This is a genomic window from Ruegeria sp. SAZA006, assembly GCF_059613465.1.
In genome coordinates this window covers 301,004-317,605 of record NZ_JBXWSO010000016.1, presented here as the reverse complement: position 1 = coordinate 317,605, position 16,602 = coordinate 301,004, and the positions used below count along the sequence as shown (strand labels likewise).

General features: G+C 63.3%; 17 protein-coding genes. 7 read left to right on the top strand and 10 right to left on the bottom strand.

The window, feature by feature from the left end; genetic code table 11:
- The 4 genes from AC2FNZ_RS16710 to AC2FNZ_RS16695 all read left to right on the top strand — a co-directional run bounded on the left by AC2FNZ_RS16710 (window position 1) and on the right by AC2FNZ_RS16695 (window position 3,580).
- Window positions 1–270, top strand: coding sequence for a potassium channel family protein (locus tag AC2FNZ_RS16710; protein WP_254920200.1), 270 nt, complete (start codon window positions 1–3; stop codon window positions 268–270).
- 163 nt (window positions 271–433) lie between these two features.
- Window positions 434–1,513, top strand: coding sequence for an AI-2E family transporter (locus AC2FNZ_RS16705; protein WP_496841309.1), 1,080 nt, complete (start codon window positions 434–436; stop codon window positions 1,511–1,513).
- Complete coding sequence (locus AC2FNZ_RS16700) at window positions 1,510–2,574, top strand: HlyD family secretion protein (RefSeq protein ID WP_170406082.1); 1,065 nt, start codon at window positions 1,510–1,512, stop codon at window positions 2,572–2,574. The genes AC2FNZ_RS16705 and AC2FNZ_RS16700 overlap by 4 nt, the downstream gene beginning before the upstream one ends.
- Window positions 2,564–3,580 carry a DUF2955 domain-containing protein gene (locus AC2FNZ_RS16695; protein WP_496841308.1) on the top strand — a complete coding sequence of 339 codons (1,017 nt, stop codon included), beginning with the start codon at window positions 2,564–2,566 and terminating at the stop codon, window positions 3,578–3,580. The genes AC2FNZ_RS16700 and AC2FNZ_RS16695 overlap by 11 nt, the downstream gene beginning before the upstream one ends.
- 42 nt (window positions 3,581–3,622) lie before the next feature.
- Here the strand turns inward: AC2FNZ_RS16695 and AC2FNZ_RS16690 are convergent, their stop codons facing one another.
- The 8 genes from AC2FNZ_RS16690 to AC2FNZ_RS16655 all read right to left on the bottom strand — a co-directional run bounded on the left by AC2FNZ_RS16690 (window position 3,623) and on the right by AC2FNZ_RS16655 (window position 12,808).
- A complete protein-coding gene (locus AC2FNZ_RS16690) occupies window positions 3,623–4,087 on the bottom strand; it encodes a cupin domain-containing protein (protein WP_496841307.1) in 465 nt (154 codons plus the stop codon).
- Window positions 4,088–4,339: 252 nt separating this feature from the next.
- Entirely contained in the window at window positions 4,340–5,650 is a 1,311-nt protein-coding gene (locus AC2FNZ_RS16685; protein WP_496841306.1) for a M16 family metallopeptidase, read from the bottom strand.
- Window positions 5,647–6,987, bottom strand: coding sequence for a M16 family metallopeptidase (locus AC2FNZ_RS16680; protein ID WP_496841305.1), 1,341 nt, complete (start codon window positions 6,985–6,987; stop codon window positions 5,647–5,649). Before AC2FNZ_RS16680 ends, AC2FNZ_RS16685 begins: the two co-directional genes overlap by 4 nt.
- Before the next feature lie 80 nt (window positions 6,988–7,067).
- A complete protein-coding gene (locus tag AC2FNZ_RS16675) occupies window positions 7,068–7,583 on the bottom strand; it encodes a DUF3035 domain-containing protein (protein ID WP_496841304.1) in 516 nt (171 codons plus the stop codon).
- A 50-nt stretch (window positions 7,584–7,633) separates the two neighbouring features.
- Window positions 7,634–8,110: a signal peptidase II gene (gene lspA / locus AC2FNZ_RS16670; protein ID WP_170342020.1), complete on the bottom strand. Its 477-nt coding sequence runs from the start codon at window positions 8,108–8,110 to the stop codon at window positions 7,634–7,636.
- Complete coding sequence (gene purH, locus AC2FNZ_RS16665; protein WP_496841303.1) at window positions 8,110–9,699, bottom strand: bifunctional phosphoribosylaminoimidazolecarboxamide formyltransferase/IMP cyclohydrolase; 1,590 nt, start codon at window positions 9,697–9,699, stop codon at window positions 8,110–8,112. Before purH ends, lspA begins: the two co-directional genes overlap by 1 nt.
- Window positions 9,700–9,720: 21 nt before the next feature.
- Window positions 9,721–11,460, bottom strand: coding sequence for a heparinase II/III family protein (locus tag AC2FNZ_RS16660; RefSeq protein WP_496841302.1), 1,740 nt, complete (start codon window positions 11,458–11,460; stop codon window positions 9,721–9,723).
- 88 nt (window positions 11,461–11,548) lie between these two features.
- Window positions 11,549–12,808: an RsmB/NOP family class I SAM-dependent RNA methyltransferase gene (locus AC2FNZ_RS16655; protein WP_496841301.1), complete on the bottom strand. Its 1,260-nt coding sequence runs from the start codon at window positions 12,806–12,808 to the stop codon at window positions 11,549–11,551.
- A gap of 88 nt (window positions 12,809–12,896) precedes the next feature.
- Here AC2FNZ_RS16655 and AC2FNZ_RS16650 point away from each other — a divergent pair, with 88 nt between their 5' ends.
- Window positions 12,897–13,079: a DUF1674 domain-containing protein gene (locus AC2FNZ_RS16650; RefSeq protein ID WP_093964397.1), complete on the top strand. Its 183-nt coding sequence runs from the start codon at window positions 12,897–12,899 to the stop codon at window positions 13,077–13,079.
- A gap of 4 nt (window positions 13,080–13,083) precedes the next feature.
- Here the strand turns inward: AC2FNZ_RS16650 and AC2FNZ_RS16645 are convergent, their stop codons facing one another.
- A complete protein-coding gene (locus AC2FNZ_RS16645) occupies window positions 13,084–13,944 on the bottom strand; it encodes a LysR family transcriptional regulator (protein ID WP_496834499.1) in 861 nt (286 codons plus the stop codon).
- A 98-nt stretch (window positions 13,945–14,042) separates the two neighbouring features.
- Here AC2FNZ_RS16645 and tmpA point away from each other — a divergent pair, with 98 nt between their 5' ends.
- The gene (gene tmpA, locus AC2FNZ_RS16640; protein ID WP_496841300.1) at window positions 14,043–15,179 is read left to right on the top strand and encodes a 2-trimethylaminoethylphosphonate dioxygenase; all 1,137 of its coding nucleotides are present in this window, start codon (window positions 14,043–14,045) and stop codon (window positions 15,177–15,179) included.
- Entirely contained in the window at window positions 15,176–15,766 is a 591-nt protein-coding gene (gene tmpB, locus AC2FNZ_RS16635; protein ID WP_496841299.1) for a (R)-1-hydroxy-2-trimethylaminoethylphosphonate oxygenase, read from the top strand. The genes tmpA and tmpB overlap by 4 nt, the downstream gene beginning before the upstream one ends.
- Here tmpB and dapB read toward each other — a convergent pair.
- Window positions 15,763–16,572 carry a 4-hydroxy-tetrahydrodipicolinate reductase gene (gene dapB, locus AC2FNZ_RS16630; protein WP_496841298.1) on the bottom strand — a complete coding sequence of 270 codons (810 nt, stop codon included), beginning with the start codon at window positions 16,570–16,572 and terminating at the stop codon, window positions 15,763–15,765. The two genes, tmpB and dapB, sit on opposite strands and share 4 nt — an antisense overlap.
- Window positions 16,573–16,602 lie beyond the last annotated feature (30 nt).

Genomic DNA, 16,602 nt, shown 5'->3' with positions numbered 1-16,602 from the left:
GTGAAAGGCATACTCGCCTTCACCGTCGGAATGATCCTTTGGGCGTCAGTGTTCTACCATTTTGTCGAGGGGTGGAGCTGGTTGGACTCCGTCTATTTTTCCGTAGTGACGATCTCGACAGTGGGTTTTGGCGACTTTTCTCCCGAAACCGCTGCAGGCAAGATCTTTACGATGGCGTACATAATCGTGGGTCTGGGTATCTTCGTCACCGCCGCCACGACCGTGGCCGACACGATCCTGTCCCAAGACGACGAGACCCCGCAAAAATAGGGTCTGACCAAAGTGTGCCACGGCGTGTTTTGCGCCCCACGATCCGCTTGCAAATTGGGGGCTGAGTAAACCACCGCACTGCCGGGCATCCCCTAAAAGCTCAAAAATATACATATTTACTTTTTTGAGTGTAACATACGGAAAAACATACCAGGGGGATGGAATGGAAAAGACTCAGGACGCAAAGATTGTCGACCTTGCGATAAGGTTGCTGTTTCTCGGGCTGTTTCTCTACAGCGCCTTGGTCATGGTCGCCCCGCTTGCAAGCGTGGTCATCTGGGCCACAATTCTTTGCGTTGCGCTTTATCCGGCCTTCGATTGGCTTCAGTCCAAGCTGGGGGGACGGAAGAAGCTGGCAACGACGATCCTGGTTTTGCTGGGTCTGCTTCTCACACTGGGGCCGGTCGCAACGGCGGTATCTGGGGCCGCGGAACTGGGGTCCGAGTTTGCCGAGCAAGCTGACAAGGGCGAGTTGAAAATACCGCCGGCGCCGGAAGGCCTGAAGGATCTGCCTCTGGTCGGCGCCAAGCTTGCCGATGCCTGGGGCATGTTCGAACGGAACCTGGATGGTGCGCTTGCAAAATACGGCGCGCAAATCCTCGAGATCACCAAATCGCTCTTTGGCAAAGTTCTGGGGATCGGAATCGGGCTTCTCGGCCTTGCGCTGTCGGTGGTGATCATGGGCGCCCTGTTCAGCCCCGGACCGGATCTGGTGCAGGGCCTTCAGCGCTTTGCCAACCGCGTATTTGCGCCACGCGGCGGCGAATTCGTCACTCTCGCAGGGGCCACGATCCGGAACGTGACCAAGGGTGTAATCGGCGTTGCTGCTATTCAGGCCGTTGTTGTCTGGGTCTTGTTGGCGCTGTTCGGGATATCCTCGGCCGCGACGCTGGCGTTCATCTGCCTGATCCTCTCGATCATCCAGATCGGCCCCGGCCTCGTTCTTCTGCCGCTGGTCATCTATGCATGGAGCTCCATGTCCGGCGGAGCGGCGCTGATCTTCACCGTTCTGGCCATTCCCGTCAGCATAATGGACAGCTTCCTGCGGCCGGTTTTCATCTCAAAAGGCCTGGAGACACCGATGCTCGTGATCCTCATCGGGGTTCTGGGCGGGATGATGGCCTATGGCCTGATCGGCATCTTCATGGGGCCGGTCTTGTTCGCCGTCTTCTACGAGTTGTTCAAGGTCTGGATCGACGCCTCACCAGCGACGGATGACACCGCCGAGGGAGCCGCAAAATGAGGAAGACGATCTGGACGACACTGGCCGTCATTCTCATCTTCCTCACCTGGTATCTGGTTGCTGATCGAAAGACACCGTTCACCGGGAATGCGCGGGTAAAGGCCGTGGCGACCCAAATCGTTCCGCAGGTCACGGGAACCGTGATCGAAGTATTGGTGGAAAACGGACAGATCGTTTCGGCCGGCGATCTGCTGGTTCGGATCGACCCGAGACCCTACGAGATTGATCGCGACAGAGCCCAGGCCGACCTTGAGGCGGCCACTCAGGAGGTCGGCGCATCCTCGGCCGAGGTAAGTGCGGCGCAAGCCAAGTTGGCCCGCGCGCAGAGCGATCTGGATACGATGCGCATTCAGACAGAACGAGTCTTCGCGCTCGAGAAGAAAGGGCTGATTTCCATCTCGAAAGCCGACGATGCCCGAGGCCAGCTGGCCGAGTCCGAGGCGAACTATGAAAACGCCAAAGCGGATCTGGAGAAGGCCAAGCAAAGGCTTGGGGACGAAGGGAATGAGAATCCCAAAATCCAACGTGCCTTGGCGGCTTTGGCCGATGCAGAGCTCAATCTGGAATGGACCGAACTGCGCGCGCCGGCTACGGGCGTCATATCCAACTTGTTGATTGCGCCCGGCACATACGCCCGGTCCGGCCAGGATCTGCTGACCTTTCTTGATGCGACGGACGTGTGGATCGAGGCGTATTTCACCGAGAACAATCTGGGGCGCGCCACCGTCGGGTCTCCGGTGGATGTCGTGCTGGATATGCACCCCGGTCAGATCATCCCGGGCAAAATCGAAAGCTTCAGCGCTGCCGTCTCGCTGAGTGGCGGCGACACACCCGGACAATTGGCAAGCCCGCCGAGCACCAAAGGCTTTCTGCGTGAACCTGAACGGTTTCCCGTGCGCATCATACTGCCGGGCTACGAGGCCGGAAGCGCAGAGGACGATCTCAGGTTTCAGTTGAACGGTCAGGCGGATGTCATCATGTACCTCAGCGACAACGGGATACTGAACGCGGTCGGTCGGACATACATTCGTTTGGTTTCGATCTTTTCTTATGCGTACTGAGGACAGAAACGCCGTTTACAGACTTGCACTGGGTGTGACCGCCGTCTTTTCTCTGGGGCTTTTCCTTGGGTGGCCATTGGCGGTTGTTGGCGCGGTGTTCACCGCGCTCTTCCTTCAGGCACCTACCGCGTTACCGCTGGCCGCGTTTGCGAAACTGTTCATCTTCTCGATTGCGTTGATGTTCGTTTCTTTCCTGCTTTCATCGGTTTTCGCGCCCTATCCGGTCGTGTTTCTGATATTGGTGGCGATCGGGATAATCCTGTCCTTCATATGGTCCGTGTCTGGTGCCGGTGTCCTGCCGGGCGTCATCGCCCTGATGGGGGCGCTGATGATCCCCAACCTTGTTCTGCAATCTCAGGATCTGGCGCTGGTGCTTGTATTCTGGATCCCGCTGAATCTGTTGTTTGCCGGTTTCGTATCGACGCTGATGTTCACGCTGATTCCGGCCGCCCCCCAGAACGCCACGCAGGCCAAAGCCGCATCCGCCGCTGACTTTGACAAGCATCGGCGTATCGTCAGAATGTCGCTTGTCACGGTTCCTTTCGCCCTGGCATTTTTTGTGTCTGGTGCGTCTGCCCTGTTGGTTCTGTTCTTTGTGGCCCTTCTCAGCCAGCAACTCGCTGCGATGCCTGCTGCCGGTAAAGCCGTGGCCAAGGCGATGCTGACGGCAAACCTGCTCGGAGCAGCTGCGTCCATCATCTGCTACGAAGTCAACGTCATCGCGCCGGTCATTCTCACGCCGATCCTTCTGTGCTTTTTCGCCTGCGTGACGCTGGGCGCGCTCGGCAAATCCCAGATCCCGCTGGCCGCCGCCGCCGGATCGGCCCTGACGACAGTCCTGATTGTCTACGGCGGGTCGATTTCACCGTTTTCGGACGAGGCCGATGTCAAAAGCATCACTCGCGTTCTGCAAGTCGCCAGCGCGGCCCTGTTCGTCATCATAGCCTACGTGGTCGTGGATGAGTTCTGGCCGGAAAAGAAACGCGAAAACCCGGTGAATGCTTGACGCAACCGCCAACTTTGGCGGCCGCGGCAAATTGGACTGACGTCAAAGCTGCAGGGGCGGCCCCAGAAACTCGATCTGCCATTTCTCGGAGAATGCGTTCAGCACGTCCCGGTCGGGAACTCCGTCTGCCATAATGTCTCCCAGCCCGTTGAAAAAGGCGACCGTGTCTAAGGATGGCAGTATCATGACCAGTTGCCGCGCCGGCCCGTCGGAAAGGTTCCGAAACGCATGCGCGGCGCCCCCGGGGATCGTTACGACGTCCCCTGTCTCTGCAACAAAGCGCTTTCCATCGCACTCATAGAGATACTGCCCGTCCAAAACGCGAAAGATTTCAGTTTGTGGGTGACGGTGCAGGGGCGGGCCAAACCCCGGTTCATTTATGGTCTCTATGACCGATATACTCTCGTCGGTGGTGTCGTGCGGTATCCGGACAAACAACTGCAGTCCGATCGCTGGGACGTGGATGGGAGGGTCGGTCAACTTCGAATGCCAGAACTTATAGGGCATCAAGGATCCCTTCTTCCTTACCCGCGAAAATAGTTCCGCTTCATGATGACATCTGTCCATCAAGTGAAACAAGCCCGTCGGTGGATCCGCATGATCGTGAACACCGTACCGGTTTTACGGAACGGGTGCCGGATACGCGGACGATCCAGAGGTTGCACACGCTTCCGGATCACGGGGTCCCGGGGCGAGCGGCGCTGAATGACCGCTCGTCGGGAGTTTTGCAAAAGGCCTGCCGACTGCCGGCCCTTCGCGTCAGTTCGTGGTCTCAAGCCCCTCGGGTTTGCCTACAACCACGAAATGCAGCCCGTCCGGGTCCAGCAGCTCGGCCGCGACGCGGTTCACCTCGTCCAGCGTCACCGCGTTCACCTTGTCGTTTCGGGTCGCGATGTAGTCGATCGGCAGATCTTCCATCTGCATGCCCACCATGATGCCCGCGACCTGGGCATTGCCGTCAAAGCGCAACGGATAGGCACCGGTCAGATAGGTCTTGGCATCGTCCAGCTCTTTCTGGGTTACACCTTCGGTCGCGGCGCGCCGCCATTCGTCGCCAATTACCTCGATAGCCTGCCCGATCCGGTCATTGGCCGAGGATACCGACCCCAGATAGACCGAGGCCAGATCCTTGGGCACCAGATAGGTCCCGACGCCATAGGTCAGGCCGCGTTTTTCGCGCACTTCCTGCATCAGGCGGCTTTCAAAGCCGCCGCCGCCGATGATGTGGTTCAGGATGTAGGCTGCAAAGAAATCCGGATCGTCGCGGTCGATGCCCTTCTGGCCGAACAGTGCCACCGATTGCGGCGTGTCGAACTCGACCACGGTGACGCCGCCGGGGATCGTTACCTCGGCATTCCCGGGAATCGGTTTGCCCGTTTCGGGCAGGTCCGACAACAGATTGTCCAGCAACGCGCCCAACTCTTCGGGTGTGATGTCGCCCACCGCGCCCACATACAGACGGTCCTTGGCGAAGACGCCTTTGTATGCGTCGATGATGTCGTCACGGGTCAGGGCCGATACGCTGTCGATCGAGCCTTTGCCGTTGGATCCATACGCATGATCGCCATAGGCCATTTTGGCGAATGTCTCACCCGCGATGTCATTGGGGTCAGTCTGTTCCGAGCGCAGCCCGGACAGGACCTGCGCCCGAACCCTGTCGATCGCGTCCTGATCAAAGCGCGGCTGCTGGATGGTGGTGCGCAGCAGGTCAACGGCGTCGTCCCGGTTTTCAGTCAGGAACTGGGCCGAGATCGCAACACTGTCATCGGTGGCCCTGTATCCGATCGACGCGGCCAGAGATTCCAGCGCTCGCGCATAGGTGCGGGAATCCATGTCGCCCGCGCCTTCTTCGAGGAGGCCGCTCATCAGATAGACCGCGCCGCGTTTGTCGGGATCGTCCAGTGACGTGCCCCCGCGGAACCGCAGCTCCAGCGCAGTGAAGGGGATCGAGTGGTCCTCGACCAGCCAGGCCCGGATGCCGCCGGGCGAGGTGACCTCCTGAATCTTGATCTCGGCCCAGGCAGGCAGCGCGATCAGCAGGGCGATCAAAGGGGCAAGGAAACGGATCATTGGGTCACCTCGTCATCACGCATCAGCCAACCGGTGACCGACGCTTCGGGCTGAAGCACCTCGCGCGCGGCGGCAATGATTTCGTCGCCGGTGACGGCCTGGAGGATGTCGGGCCAGGCCTGCACGTCCTCGACCGTCAGTCCGCTGGTCAGCGCCCGGCCATAGCGGTTGCCGATTCCATCGACATTGTCTCGGGCATAGACCTGTGCGGCGCGCAGCTGCATCTTGATCCGGTCCAGATCCTCCGGGTTGACGCCTTCGGCGATGAAATCGGCCACCGCCTGATCCATCGCATCCTCGGCCTCTTGCAGCGACACGCCTTCAGCCGGAACAACGATCAGATCAAAGGTCGTGTCATCCAGCGACACCCCACGGTAAAACGCCCCGGCATAAACAGCCAGCTGCTGCTCAAGCTGGAGTTTCTCGTTCAGGTAGGACGTGGTGCTGCCGCCCAGCAGTTCGGCCAGCAGGAACAACGCCGCAGCCTTTTCCTGCGCACCGGCATCACGCTCGGGCGCGAGGTAGCTGCGCTGAACATATGGTTGCGACACCCGCGCATCCTTGAAGGTCAGGCGCCGCTCGGCGGTCTGAGGCGGTTCCTGCGATCGGACCCGTTCAGGCAGGTCCTGATTGGCGGGGATCACGCCATAATAGGTGTCGGCCAAGGCTTTGACCTCGTCCGGGTCCACATCGCCGGTCACCACGAGGATTGCATTGTTGGGCGCGTAATAGGTCTGGTAGAAGGACAGGGCGTCCTCCATGTCCAATGTCTCCATCTCGTGCTTCCAGCCGATCACCGGAACGCCGTAGCGGTGGTTGAGATACTGCGCCGCGCTCATCTGTTCGCCGAACAGGGCGCGGGGGTTGTTCTCGGTACGCTGGTTGCGTTCCTCCAGGATCACGTCGCGCTCGGTTGCGATGTCGCTGTCGGTCAGCCGGATGTTGCGCATCCGGTCGGCCTCCATCTTCATCATCAACTCCAGCCGGTCGGCGGCCACGCGCTGGAAATAGGCCGTGTAGTCATACGAGGTGAAGGCGTTGTCGTTGCCCCCATTGGCCGCAACGGTGGCCGAAAGCTCGCCCGCTTCCATCGTATCGGTGGCCTTGAACAGAAGATGTTCGAGGAAATGCGCCACACCTGACGATCCGATCGGTTCGTCCGCTGATCCGGCCCGATACCAAACCATATGCTGAACCACGGGCGCGCGGTGATCTTCGACCACGACGACATCCATGCCGTTATCCAGAGTAAAGGTGGTGACGGCCTCGTGCCCGGTTTCAGCCAAAACCGGGGTTGCGATCATCAAAGCGGCGCAAAACGCCAAGGCCCGAGCCATGGGGCATCCTCCGTTTCGTTACGGTGTTCAAACTACGGTGACGCCGAACGGGTTCAAGAGCGATGACGGAAAGTTAAGAATTATTCATCCGGCGGCGAAGAGGGTGTTTCCAAGCCCTGTCTGCGCAAAGCTTCGGTTTGCACCTGTGGATCGATGGCATTGCGCTTGTAGACCTGCGAATAGCGGTCCACCTTGAACAGGCGCAACCGCGTCCAGCGGCTTTGACGCTTGCGGAAATCCGCATCTTCCTGTGCCAGAACCTGGCGGGTGTTGGGGGAAACGCCATAGCGGCTGGAAGCCGTCACCAGCGCCCCGTCCGACGACGGAATACCGGTGCCGGGGTTCAGCGCGCCGGGATTGCCACCCAAGGCAGCCACGGCGTCAGCATTCGGGTTCGGGTCGGTCAGGTTCGCGCCACCCGGCGTCGGCGCGGGCAGGAACGCATAATCTTTGGGCTGGGTCAGCGGCTTGACCGGCATGACCGAAAACTCGTCCGGCCCGGGTCCTGGCGCTTCGAGATGGCGCAGGCCGATATCGGAACATCCTGCGACCGCAGCAGCAAGTGTCAGAGCAATAATGGCGCGCGGCATCCGCATCTTGGTCTCCAGCCTGTTTCAGGCGCTTTTATCGCATAACATCCGGCGCGTCACGAGGGCTTTTTGCCTTCGAACAGTACCAACCCGAGGGCACCCGCGAAAATGAACACGTCGGCAAGGTTGAAGACGAACGGGTTGTTGATGCCGCAGCAGGACATGTTCAGGAAATCCAGAACGTATCCATACAGCACCCGGTCAACCACGTTCCCCAACGCTCCGCCAATCAGCAATCCGCCGAAAACCAGCATCCGCCGCGATGCGGCCGTGCGCCAGAGCCAGACGAAAACGCCGATGCTGATGGCCAGCGAAATAGCGATGAGAAACCAGCGCGCAGCTTCGGAATTGCCCTGGAACAGGCCAAAATTGATGCCGCGGTTCTCGCCGTAGCGAAAGGTCAGCAGCGGCGGCAGTACGTCGATGCCGCCGGGCCGGTCGGCCACGCGCAACACGTGGACCACCAGGTACTTGCTGAGCTGGTCGATCACAAATGCGGCCAGCCCGGCCCAGAGCAGAACCCGGACCCGCATCAGTGACGGAAGTGTCGCATGCCGGTGAACACCATGGCCAGACCGGCCTCGTCGGCGGCAGCGATCACCTCGTCATCGCGCATCGATCCGCCCGGCTGGATCACGCAGGTCGCGCCTGCGGCGGCGGCCTCCATCAGCCCGTCGGGGAAGGGAAAGAATGCGTCCGAGGCTACGGCCGAGCCGATTGTCAGCGGTTCGGGCAGGCCCAGGGTTTCGGCCATGCGCTCGGCCTTCTTCGCGGCGATCAGGGCCGAATCCACCCGGCTCATCTGACCGGCGCCGACGCCCACCGTGGCCTCGTTCTTGACGTAGACGATGGCGTTCGACTTGACGTGCTTGGCCACTTTCCAGGCAAACAGCAGATCGCGCATCTGCTCGGGCGTGGGGGCCAGCTTGGTCACGACCTTCAGGTCATCCATCTCGATATGCCCGTTGTCCTTGTCCTGCACCAGCAGCCCGCCGGCCACCTGGCGCACGGTCTTGCCGCCGGCGCGCACGTCGGGCAGAGCCTCGGTGGTCAGCAGGCGCAGGTTCTTCTTGGCGGCAAAGATCGCCTTGGCCTCGTCAGTGGCGCCGGGGGCGATCACGACCTCGGTGAAGATGCCGGTGATTTCGCGCGCGGTTTCCGCGTCCAGCGGCCGGTTCAGCGCCACGATCCCGCCGAAGGCCGAGGTCCGGTCGCAGTCGAACGCGGCTTTGTATGCCTCGAGCAACGTGGCGCCCGTTGCAACGCCGCAAGGATTGGCATGTTTGATGATGGCACATGCGGCGCTGTCGCGCGGGTCGAACTCGGCCACCAGTTCAAAGGCGGCGTCGGTGTCGTTGATGTTGTTGTAGCTCAGTTCTTTGCCCTGATGCTGCACGGCGGTAGCGACACCGGGGCGGCCCGAGCCATCGACATAGAACGCCGCCTGCTGGTGGCTGTTCTCGCCATACCGCAGGGGCTGTTTCAACTCGCCGGCGAACACGCGGCGCTTGGGGGTGTCGATTTGCAGTGCATCTGCCAGCCAGCTGGACACGGCCGCGTCATAGGCTCCGGTGCGGGCATAGGCCTTCTGCGCCAGCCACTGGCGGAAGCCCAGCGACGTCTTGCCGTAGTTTTCCTCGAGCTGATCCAGCAGGGCCGAGTAATCCTCAACATCGACCACCACGTTGACAAAGGCCTGGTTCTTGGCCGCGGCGCGGATCATCGCGGGGCCGCCGATGTCGATGTTTTCGATGCATTCGTCATAGCCCGCGCCCTTGGCCACCGTTTCCTCGAACGGGTAGAGATTGACCACCAGCAGGTCGATCGGGCCGATGCCATGCTCCTGCATCGCTGCCACATGGGCGTCATTGTCGCGCAGCGCCAGTAGGCCACCATGCACCATCGGGTGCAGCGTCTTGACCCGGCCATCCATCATCTCGGGGAATCCCGTGACCTCGCTGACATCCTTGACCGCAAGCCCCGCATCACGCAGCGCCTTGGCGGTGCCGCCGGTCGACAGCAGCTCGACCCCACGGTCGGCCAGGGCCTTGCCCAGATCGATCAATCCGGTCTTGTCGGAAACGGAAAGCAACGCGCGGCGCACGGGGTGAAGGTCGGTCATGGGTCCAAAGGTCCTTTTGGCTCAGTCGAAATCGGGCTCGTCTCGGTGCACGTCGCGCACGGCATAGGCTGTATCCTGCGCCTTGCTCAGCGTCCACCGGATGCGCGTCGCATACTCGATTGCGCGGCCGGATAGAACGATCTGTTTTGTCGCGCGGGGCTTCAGACGGCCTTTTTCCAAGTAAACGCTTGGCTCAAGAGACAATTTTCCGGCGCCGTCATGGCGAAAAACCCAGATCTCGCCGCTTTTAAGCGCCATCGAAACCGCAGACCCCCCCAGATCCAGCGCGGCGTCCACGTCCGGATGCAGGTGAAACCGGATGTCAAAACCGATCCCTGACAGCTTGGATGCGTCAACCGCCCGGTCAAATTGGCGTTTTGCCTTGTCGGTGGCCGTCAAAAGGATGTCTTCACCAGTTACCTCGCGCCCGTCAAAACGCAGCTCGATCGTACGGGCATGGGTAAGTCCGAACACCTTGGCGTACCCATCATGGCCCGCCATCACGCGCGCGCCTTCGAACGAATCCTCGAACTCCACCGGCACCTCGCTCGGGGCGTCCACCATTGCTTCGTTCGCGGTTCCCTTGGCCGGAGCAGCCAACCGGGCGCTGGAGTATCCATCCAGGCAAAGGGTCGAATGCGAAGGCGTGGCCCGCCCTGCCCGGCGCCACTCCAACCCGAAGCTTTCGCCTGAACCGCAATTGACGATCAATGGCCGCCGCCCCGAGGTCAGCTCGAAAGCCAATGTCGAAGCGTGCGCCATGTACGAGGCCGCCCCTTTGGCCGGGGGTGCTGCGTCGATGATCACCGTGGTGCGGGCGGCAGCCAGACGGGCATAGCCCATGGTCAGGCCTTTGACGGGTTTGGGTTTGACCCCGCTTTGAGCCAGCGCCTGCTCCAACCGGCCTTCTACGCCGCGGCCACCGCCGTGAAACCGGGCCAGCCCACCGTCTGCATGACGCAGGCTGCGCAGGGTCGGGGCAATCCGTTTGATAGCTGCCGTCTGGGCGGCGGGCGTGCCGCGCCCCACTTCGCTGAGCGCGGCGGATGTCCAGGCCAGCAGGGTAAAGACCTCGAGCAATTCTTCCGGATTCCGCGTTGGAATGCCACCTTGGGCGTCGATCTGGGCCTCGCATTCCCGCGCCAGGGCCCGAACGGCCGGGTCCGAGATGTCTTCCATCCCTTCCAGCGCCAAACCAGCCTGAACCAAGCCGGCCAACGCCTCGAAACGGGGCAGCCCCGGTGTCGCGGCGTGCCAGCGTTTGGACAGGAACCAGGTCTGCTGCGACAGAGACCGGAAAAACAGGCGGCTATGGACCTCGTCCATACCGCGCAGCAGGAACAGCGCGTGATTGATCCAGCGGATCAGGCGGCGTCCGGTCAGGTCTGGGGCCCAGCCCGGACCCTGCCCCTTGCCGTGGGTCTCGATCCAGCCCCAGACCCAGCGTTGCGCCTTTTCCCGTGCCGCGGCATCACCCACCGCGGCCAGATCGTCCAGCCAGGCAAATCCATGCCGTTCATCGTCGAATGCCGCGTTGGGGGCCACGACCTCCCATAAGCCCGTGTCCGGAGCTTCGACCAGATAACCCGCAAACAAAAGATTTCCCGCCACCAGTTGCCGCCCGCGCGCAAATGAACCAACGGTGCGCGGCTCGGGCTGACCGACAAAGCCGCTGACGGGCTTGCGGCGCTGGCTGAGGCGCGCGTAGAGACGGTTCTGAAACCGCACCCATCGGTTGGCCATGGTGTCCGAATTCGACATGACGTGTGTTGCTCTGCCCCTGCCGCTCTGCTGGCGTTTGAACCAACGATAGCCGGGCCGGTTCGTCAAGTCATCGAAAAGCGACCGGTCAGGCCGATTTGTTCAGGCAGGCGATGTAGAACCCATCCATGCCGCCCAGATCGGGCCAACAATCGGGACGCAGGCGCAGCCCGCCTTCCTCGGTCAGCCAGTCGGGCTGAACGCCGGGCACCTGCAGCGCGGCGCGGTCCACCTGCATGTCGGGATGGTGCGGCAAAGCCTCTTCGATCTGCACCTCGCCCTCGTCGGGCAACAGCGAACAGGTGCAATAGACCAGCCGCCCGCCGGGTTTCAGCAAGGTCCAGGCATGGGCCAGCATCCGGCCCTGCAACGCGATCAGGCCGCCGAATTCGGAGCCATCCTTGGCAAAGGGCAGGTCCGGGTGACGCCGGATGGTGCCGGTCGCCGAACAGGGCGCGTCCAGCAGGATCGCATCGTACTGGCCCTGATGGTCCAGCGCATCGCCGGCGACCACGTGGGCCGACAGCCCGGTCCGTTCGAGGTTTTCCCGCACCCGCGCCAGCCGGCCTTCAGAAATATCCAGCGCGGTGACCTCGGCCCCCGCCGCCGCCAGTTGCAGCGTCTTGCCGCCGGGCGCGGCGCACATGTCCAGAACCCGCTCGCCGGGCCGGGGCGCCAGAATCCGCGCCGGCAGGGCGGCGGCGGCATCCTGCACCCACCAGTCTCCGCTGGCATAGCCCGGCAGGGCCGAGACCTGACCCGCGTCAGTAACCCGCACCGAGCCGGTCGGCAGTTCGGTCCCCATGGGGATCGTTGCGCCGGGCTTTGGCGTCAGGTCCAGCGGCGCGCCGGCGAAATGGGCCTGCTCCATGCCCTTGACCGCATCCGTGCCCCAGGCCGCGATCAGCGGCTCGCGCAGCCAGTCCGGCAGGCGCGGCACCCGCATCTTCGGCCAGGCCTCGGGGCCTTCGGCGGCGATCTTACGCAGAACCGCGTTGACCAGCCCCTTGAGCCGCCCGTGCTTGCGCGAGCGGCCGATGATCTCGACCATCGCGTTCACGACGCCATGCGCAGCCTCGCCCTGGCACAGTTCGACCGTTCCCAGACGCAGCGCGTTCTGAACGGTCAGCGCCGGTGTGCGCCGCAGATGTCCCTCCAGCAGGCGGTCGGCGCGTTCAAGCCCGCGCAAGGTCTCCAGCGTCAAGCGCTGCGCCCGCGCGCGGTCTTCGGGGGCTAGGCGATCCAGCGCCCCGGCCGCCAGGCATTCGGACAGCAGGCGCCCCTCGCCCAAGATCTGATCCAGCAGATAGATGGCGCTGCGCCGCGCCGCCGTCGGGGTGTTGGTCATGAAACCGCCTTTGCAAGGTTTTCGCCCGCATTGCCATCAGCGGACGAGGGCGTATATCAAGGCCATGCACGGAAAGGAACCCGATGTCATGAGCGACGACCGCACAGACCTGCCGCCCGCCGCCCAGCGCGCCCTGGCCGAGGCCGAAGAGCGCCGGCGCAAGGCCGAAGCCGAGGCCAAACCCCTGCCCAAGGAACTGGGGGGACGCGACGGCCCCGATCCCGCGCGCTATGGCGATTGGGAGAAGAAGGGCATCGCGATCGACTTCTGACCGCTCAGACCGCCGCGCGCAGGGCCTGCAGGAAATCGCCGATCAACCCCTGCTGCTTTTTCGACTGCGCCCGGTCCCGCGGCCAGGTCAGCCAGTAACCGTCGCGGGTTTTCAAATCGGGACGCCCCAGCCGGATCAGGCGGCCGGAGGCTAGATCCGCCGAGGCCAGGGCGACCGACCCCAAAGCAACCCCCAGCCCCTGCCGCGCCGCGCCCAGGGCATGTTCCATCGAATCAAAGCTCAGACCGGCGCGAGGCAGATCCGTGTCGCCCGTCTTCTGCATCCAGTCCTGCCAGCCGGGCCGTTCGCCGCGCAGCTCGATCACCGGCGCGCCCCAGTCGACGCCCGGTGCCGCCATCGGGGTCAGGACCTCGGGCGCGATCAGGTCGGCGGCGCGCCCCGGCCAGTTGCCGCGCCCATAGCGGATCTGAAGCCAAGTCCGCTCGTCCTCCAGCGAGGACCGCCGGGCCACCGAATCCGTGGTGACCTGCACCTCGGGCCGCAGGGCGCGAAAGCCCCCTAGGCTGGGCAGCACCAGCGCCTGGATATGCGAGGACAGCCCGGCCACCCGCAACGCGCGCGGGGCGGTGCCGAACAGATCCTCGGTGTTGCGTTCCAACGCCCGCAGACTGTCCTGCACCAGCGGCAGATAGCTTTCGCCCTCGACCGTCAGCGACACGCCGCGCGCCTCGCGCACGAACAGGGACCGACCCAGCCAGGATTCCAGATTGGCGATGCGCTGGCTGACCGCCGCCTGGGTCAGGCCGAACTCGCGCGCCGCGGCCGAGAATCCGCCCAGCCTCCCGGCCGCCTCGAACACGCGCAGCCAGTCCAGCGGGGGCAGGCCGACCTTTTTCTTGCTCATTAGATTTTCCAACCCTCAGAGGAAACAAGCCTTAATTGTCGTAATGCCATATCCCGCGTATCTCCTCAATCAAAGCCCGCGCTGAACAGGAGAGCCCCATGCTGCGCCACGCCACCCATGACCCGGCGGTCGTTTCGGTTGAGTTCGAAGACGGCACCCGCGCCCGTTTCCACGCCATCTGGCTGCGCGACAATGCGCTGGACCCCCAGACGCGCGACCCCGGCAACGGCCAGCGCCTGATCACGATCGGCGACATTCCGGCAGAGATCGCGATTCAAGCGGCCGAGGTGGCGGGCGGTGACCTGCAGGTAACCTTCGCCCCCGAAGACAAGACGGTCACCTTCCCCGCAAGCTGGCTGGCCGCGCATGTCTATGACCGGGTCCAGACCCGCCCGATGGGCTGGCTGTCGCCCGGAACCACCACCTGGGACGGCGGGTTCGCGGCTCCGGCCGGCGATTGGACGCAGGTGCATGAAAGCCCTGCCGCCAAGCGCGACTGGCTGGCGGCGGTCGCCGAATACGGCTTTGCCAAGCTGACCGACGGCCCGACCGAGCCCGGTTCGCTGCTGAAGGTCGCCGATCTGTTCGGCTATGTGCGCGAGACCAACTATGGCCCCTATTTCGAGGTGCGGACCGAGGTGAACCCGACCAACCTGGCCTATACCGGCCTTGGCCTGCAGGCGCATACCGACAATCCCTATCGCGACCCGGTGCCCACGCTGCAGATCCTCTATTGCCTGGAAAACAGCGCCGAGGGCGGGGAGTCGATCGTGGTCGACGGCTTTCGCGCGGCCCAGCGCCTGCGCAATGAAAACCCCGAAGGCTTTGCCCTGCTGGCCGGCTATCCCGCGCGGTTCGAATACCGAGGTTCAGACGGGGTCTGCCTGCGCGCGCGCCGCCCGATGATCGAGCTGTCGCCCGATGGCGAATTGATCGGCATCCGCTTCAACAACCGGTCCTCGGCCCCGTTCGTGGATGTGCCCTTCGACCGGATGGAGGCCTATTACACCGCCTACCGCCGTTTGGGCGAGATCATCGACGACCCGGCAATGGGCGTCGCGTTCAAGCTGGAACCGGGCGAGAGCTTCATCGTCGACAACACCCGCGTGCTACACGCGCGTCTGGGATATTCAGGTGCCGGGTCGCGCTGGCTGCAGGGATGCTATGCCGACAAGGACGGGCTGCTGTCGACCCTCGCCGCGATGCGGGTGGCGCAACCGGAGGCGGCGGAATGAAATCCGATTTCCAGACCCTGACCCGCGACAACATCGTGGCCTTCATCGCCGATATCTTCGACCGGCGCGGGGGCGAGGAATATCTGGGCGAGCCGGTCACCATGGCCCAGCACATGCTGCAGGGCGCCACCATCGCCGAGCAGAACGGCATGCCCGAAGAGATCATCGTGGGCGCTCTGCTGCACGATATCGGGCATTTCACCTCGGAATTCGGCACCTACCACCCCGACGACACCGAGGACCGCCACCACGAGGATGCCGGCGCCGAGGTGCTGGAGCGGTTCTTTCCGTCGGTCATCACCGATTGCTGCCGCTATCACGTCGCGGCCAAGCGATATCTGTGTGCAACCAGGCCCGAATATTTCAACCGCCTGTCGGCGGCCTCGGTCCATACGCTGGAATTGCAGGGCGGCCCGATGAGCGCCGAGGAAGTCGCCGCATTCGAGGCCAACCCGAACCTGAAGGAAATTATCCAGGTCCGGTATCTGGACGAGGCCGGTAAACGGCCCGACATGGACACCCCCGGCTTCGACCATTTCGCGCCGATAGTTCAGCGCATGGTCGACCGGCATCTGGGCGAGGGTTAGAGCCCCAGCACATCCACCATGTCATATTGACCGGGGGCCTTGCCCTGCCCCCACAGCGCCGCCTTCAGCGCGCCTCGGGCAAAGATCGCCCGGTCGGTCGCCACGTGGCGCAGCACGATCCGCTCGCCCGGCGCGGCGAACAGCACGTCATGTTCGCCGACGATGTCGCCACCGCGGATGGCGTGGAAGCCGATATGGCCGCGTTCGCGCGCGCCGGTGATCCCGTCGCGGCCCCGGTCGGAGACCTCGGCAAGGTTCACGCCCCGCCCCTCGGCCGCGGCCTCGCCCAGCATCAGTGCCGTCCCCGAGGGCGCATCGACCTTGTGATGGTGATGGGCCTCGATCACCTCGATGTCGAAATCCTCGTCCAGCGCGGCGGCGACCTTTTTGGTAAGTTGCACCAGCAGGTTCACGCCCAGGCTCATGTTTCCCGCCCGCACGATCACCGCATGACGCGCGGCGGGTTCCAGCGCGGCGATCTGTTCGTCGCTCATGCCGGTGGTGCCGATCACATGCACGCAGCGCGCCTGCGCCGCCAGCGCGGCGAACTCCAGCGTCGCCTCGGGCGCGGTGAAGTCGATCACCGCCTGGGCCTGGGCAAAGGCCTCGAGCGGATCGTCGGTGACGGTCACGCCCAGCGACTGGCTGCCCATCGCGGTGCCCACGTCCTGACCGATCCAGTCATGACCTGTGCGCTCGACCGCGCCGACCAGCCGCGCCTTATCGCTGTCGGTGATGGTCTTGATTAGCATCTGCCCCATCCGGCCCGAAGCCCCCGTCACGACGATTCCCGGAATATGCGTCATTGCGCTGGTCCTTCTTCTGAAATTCGGCTC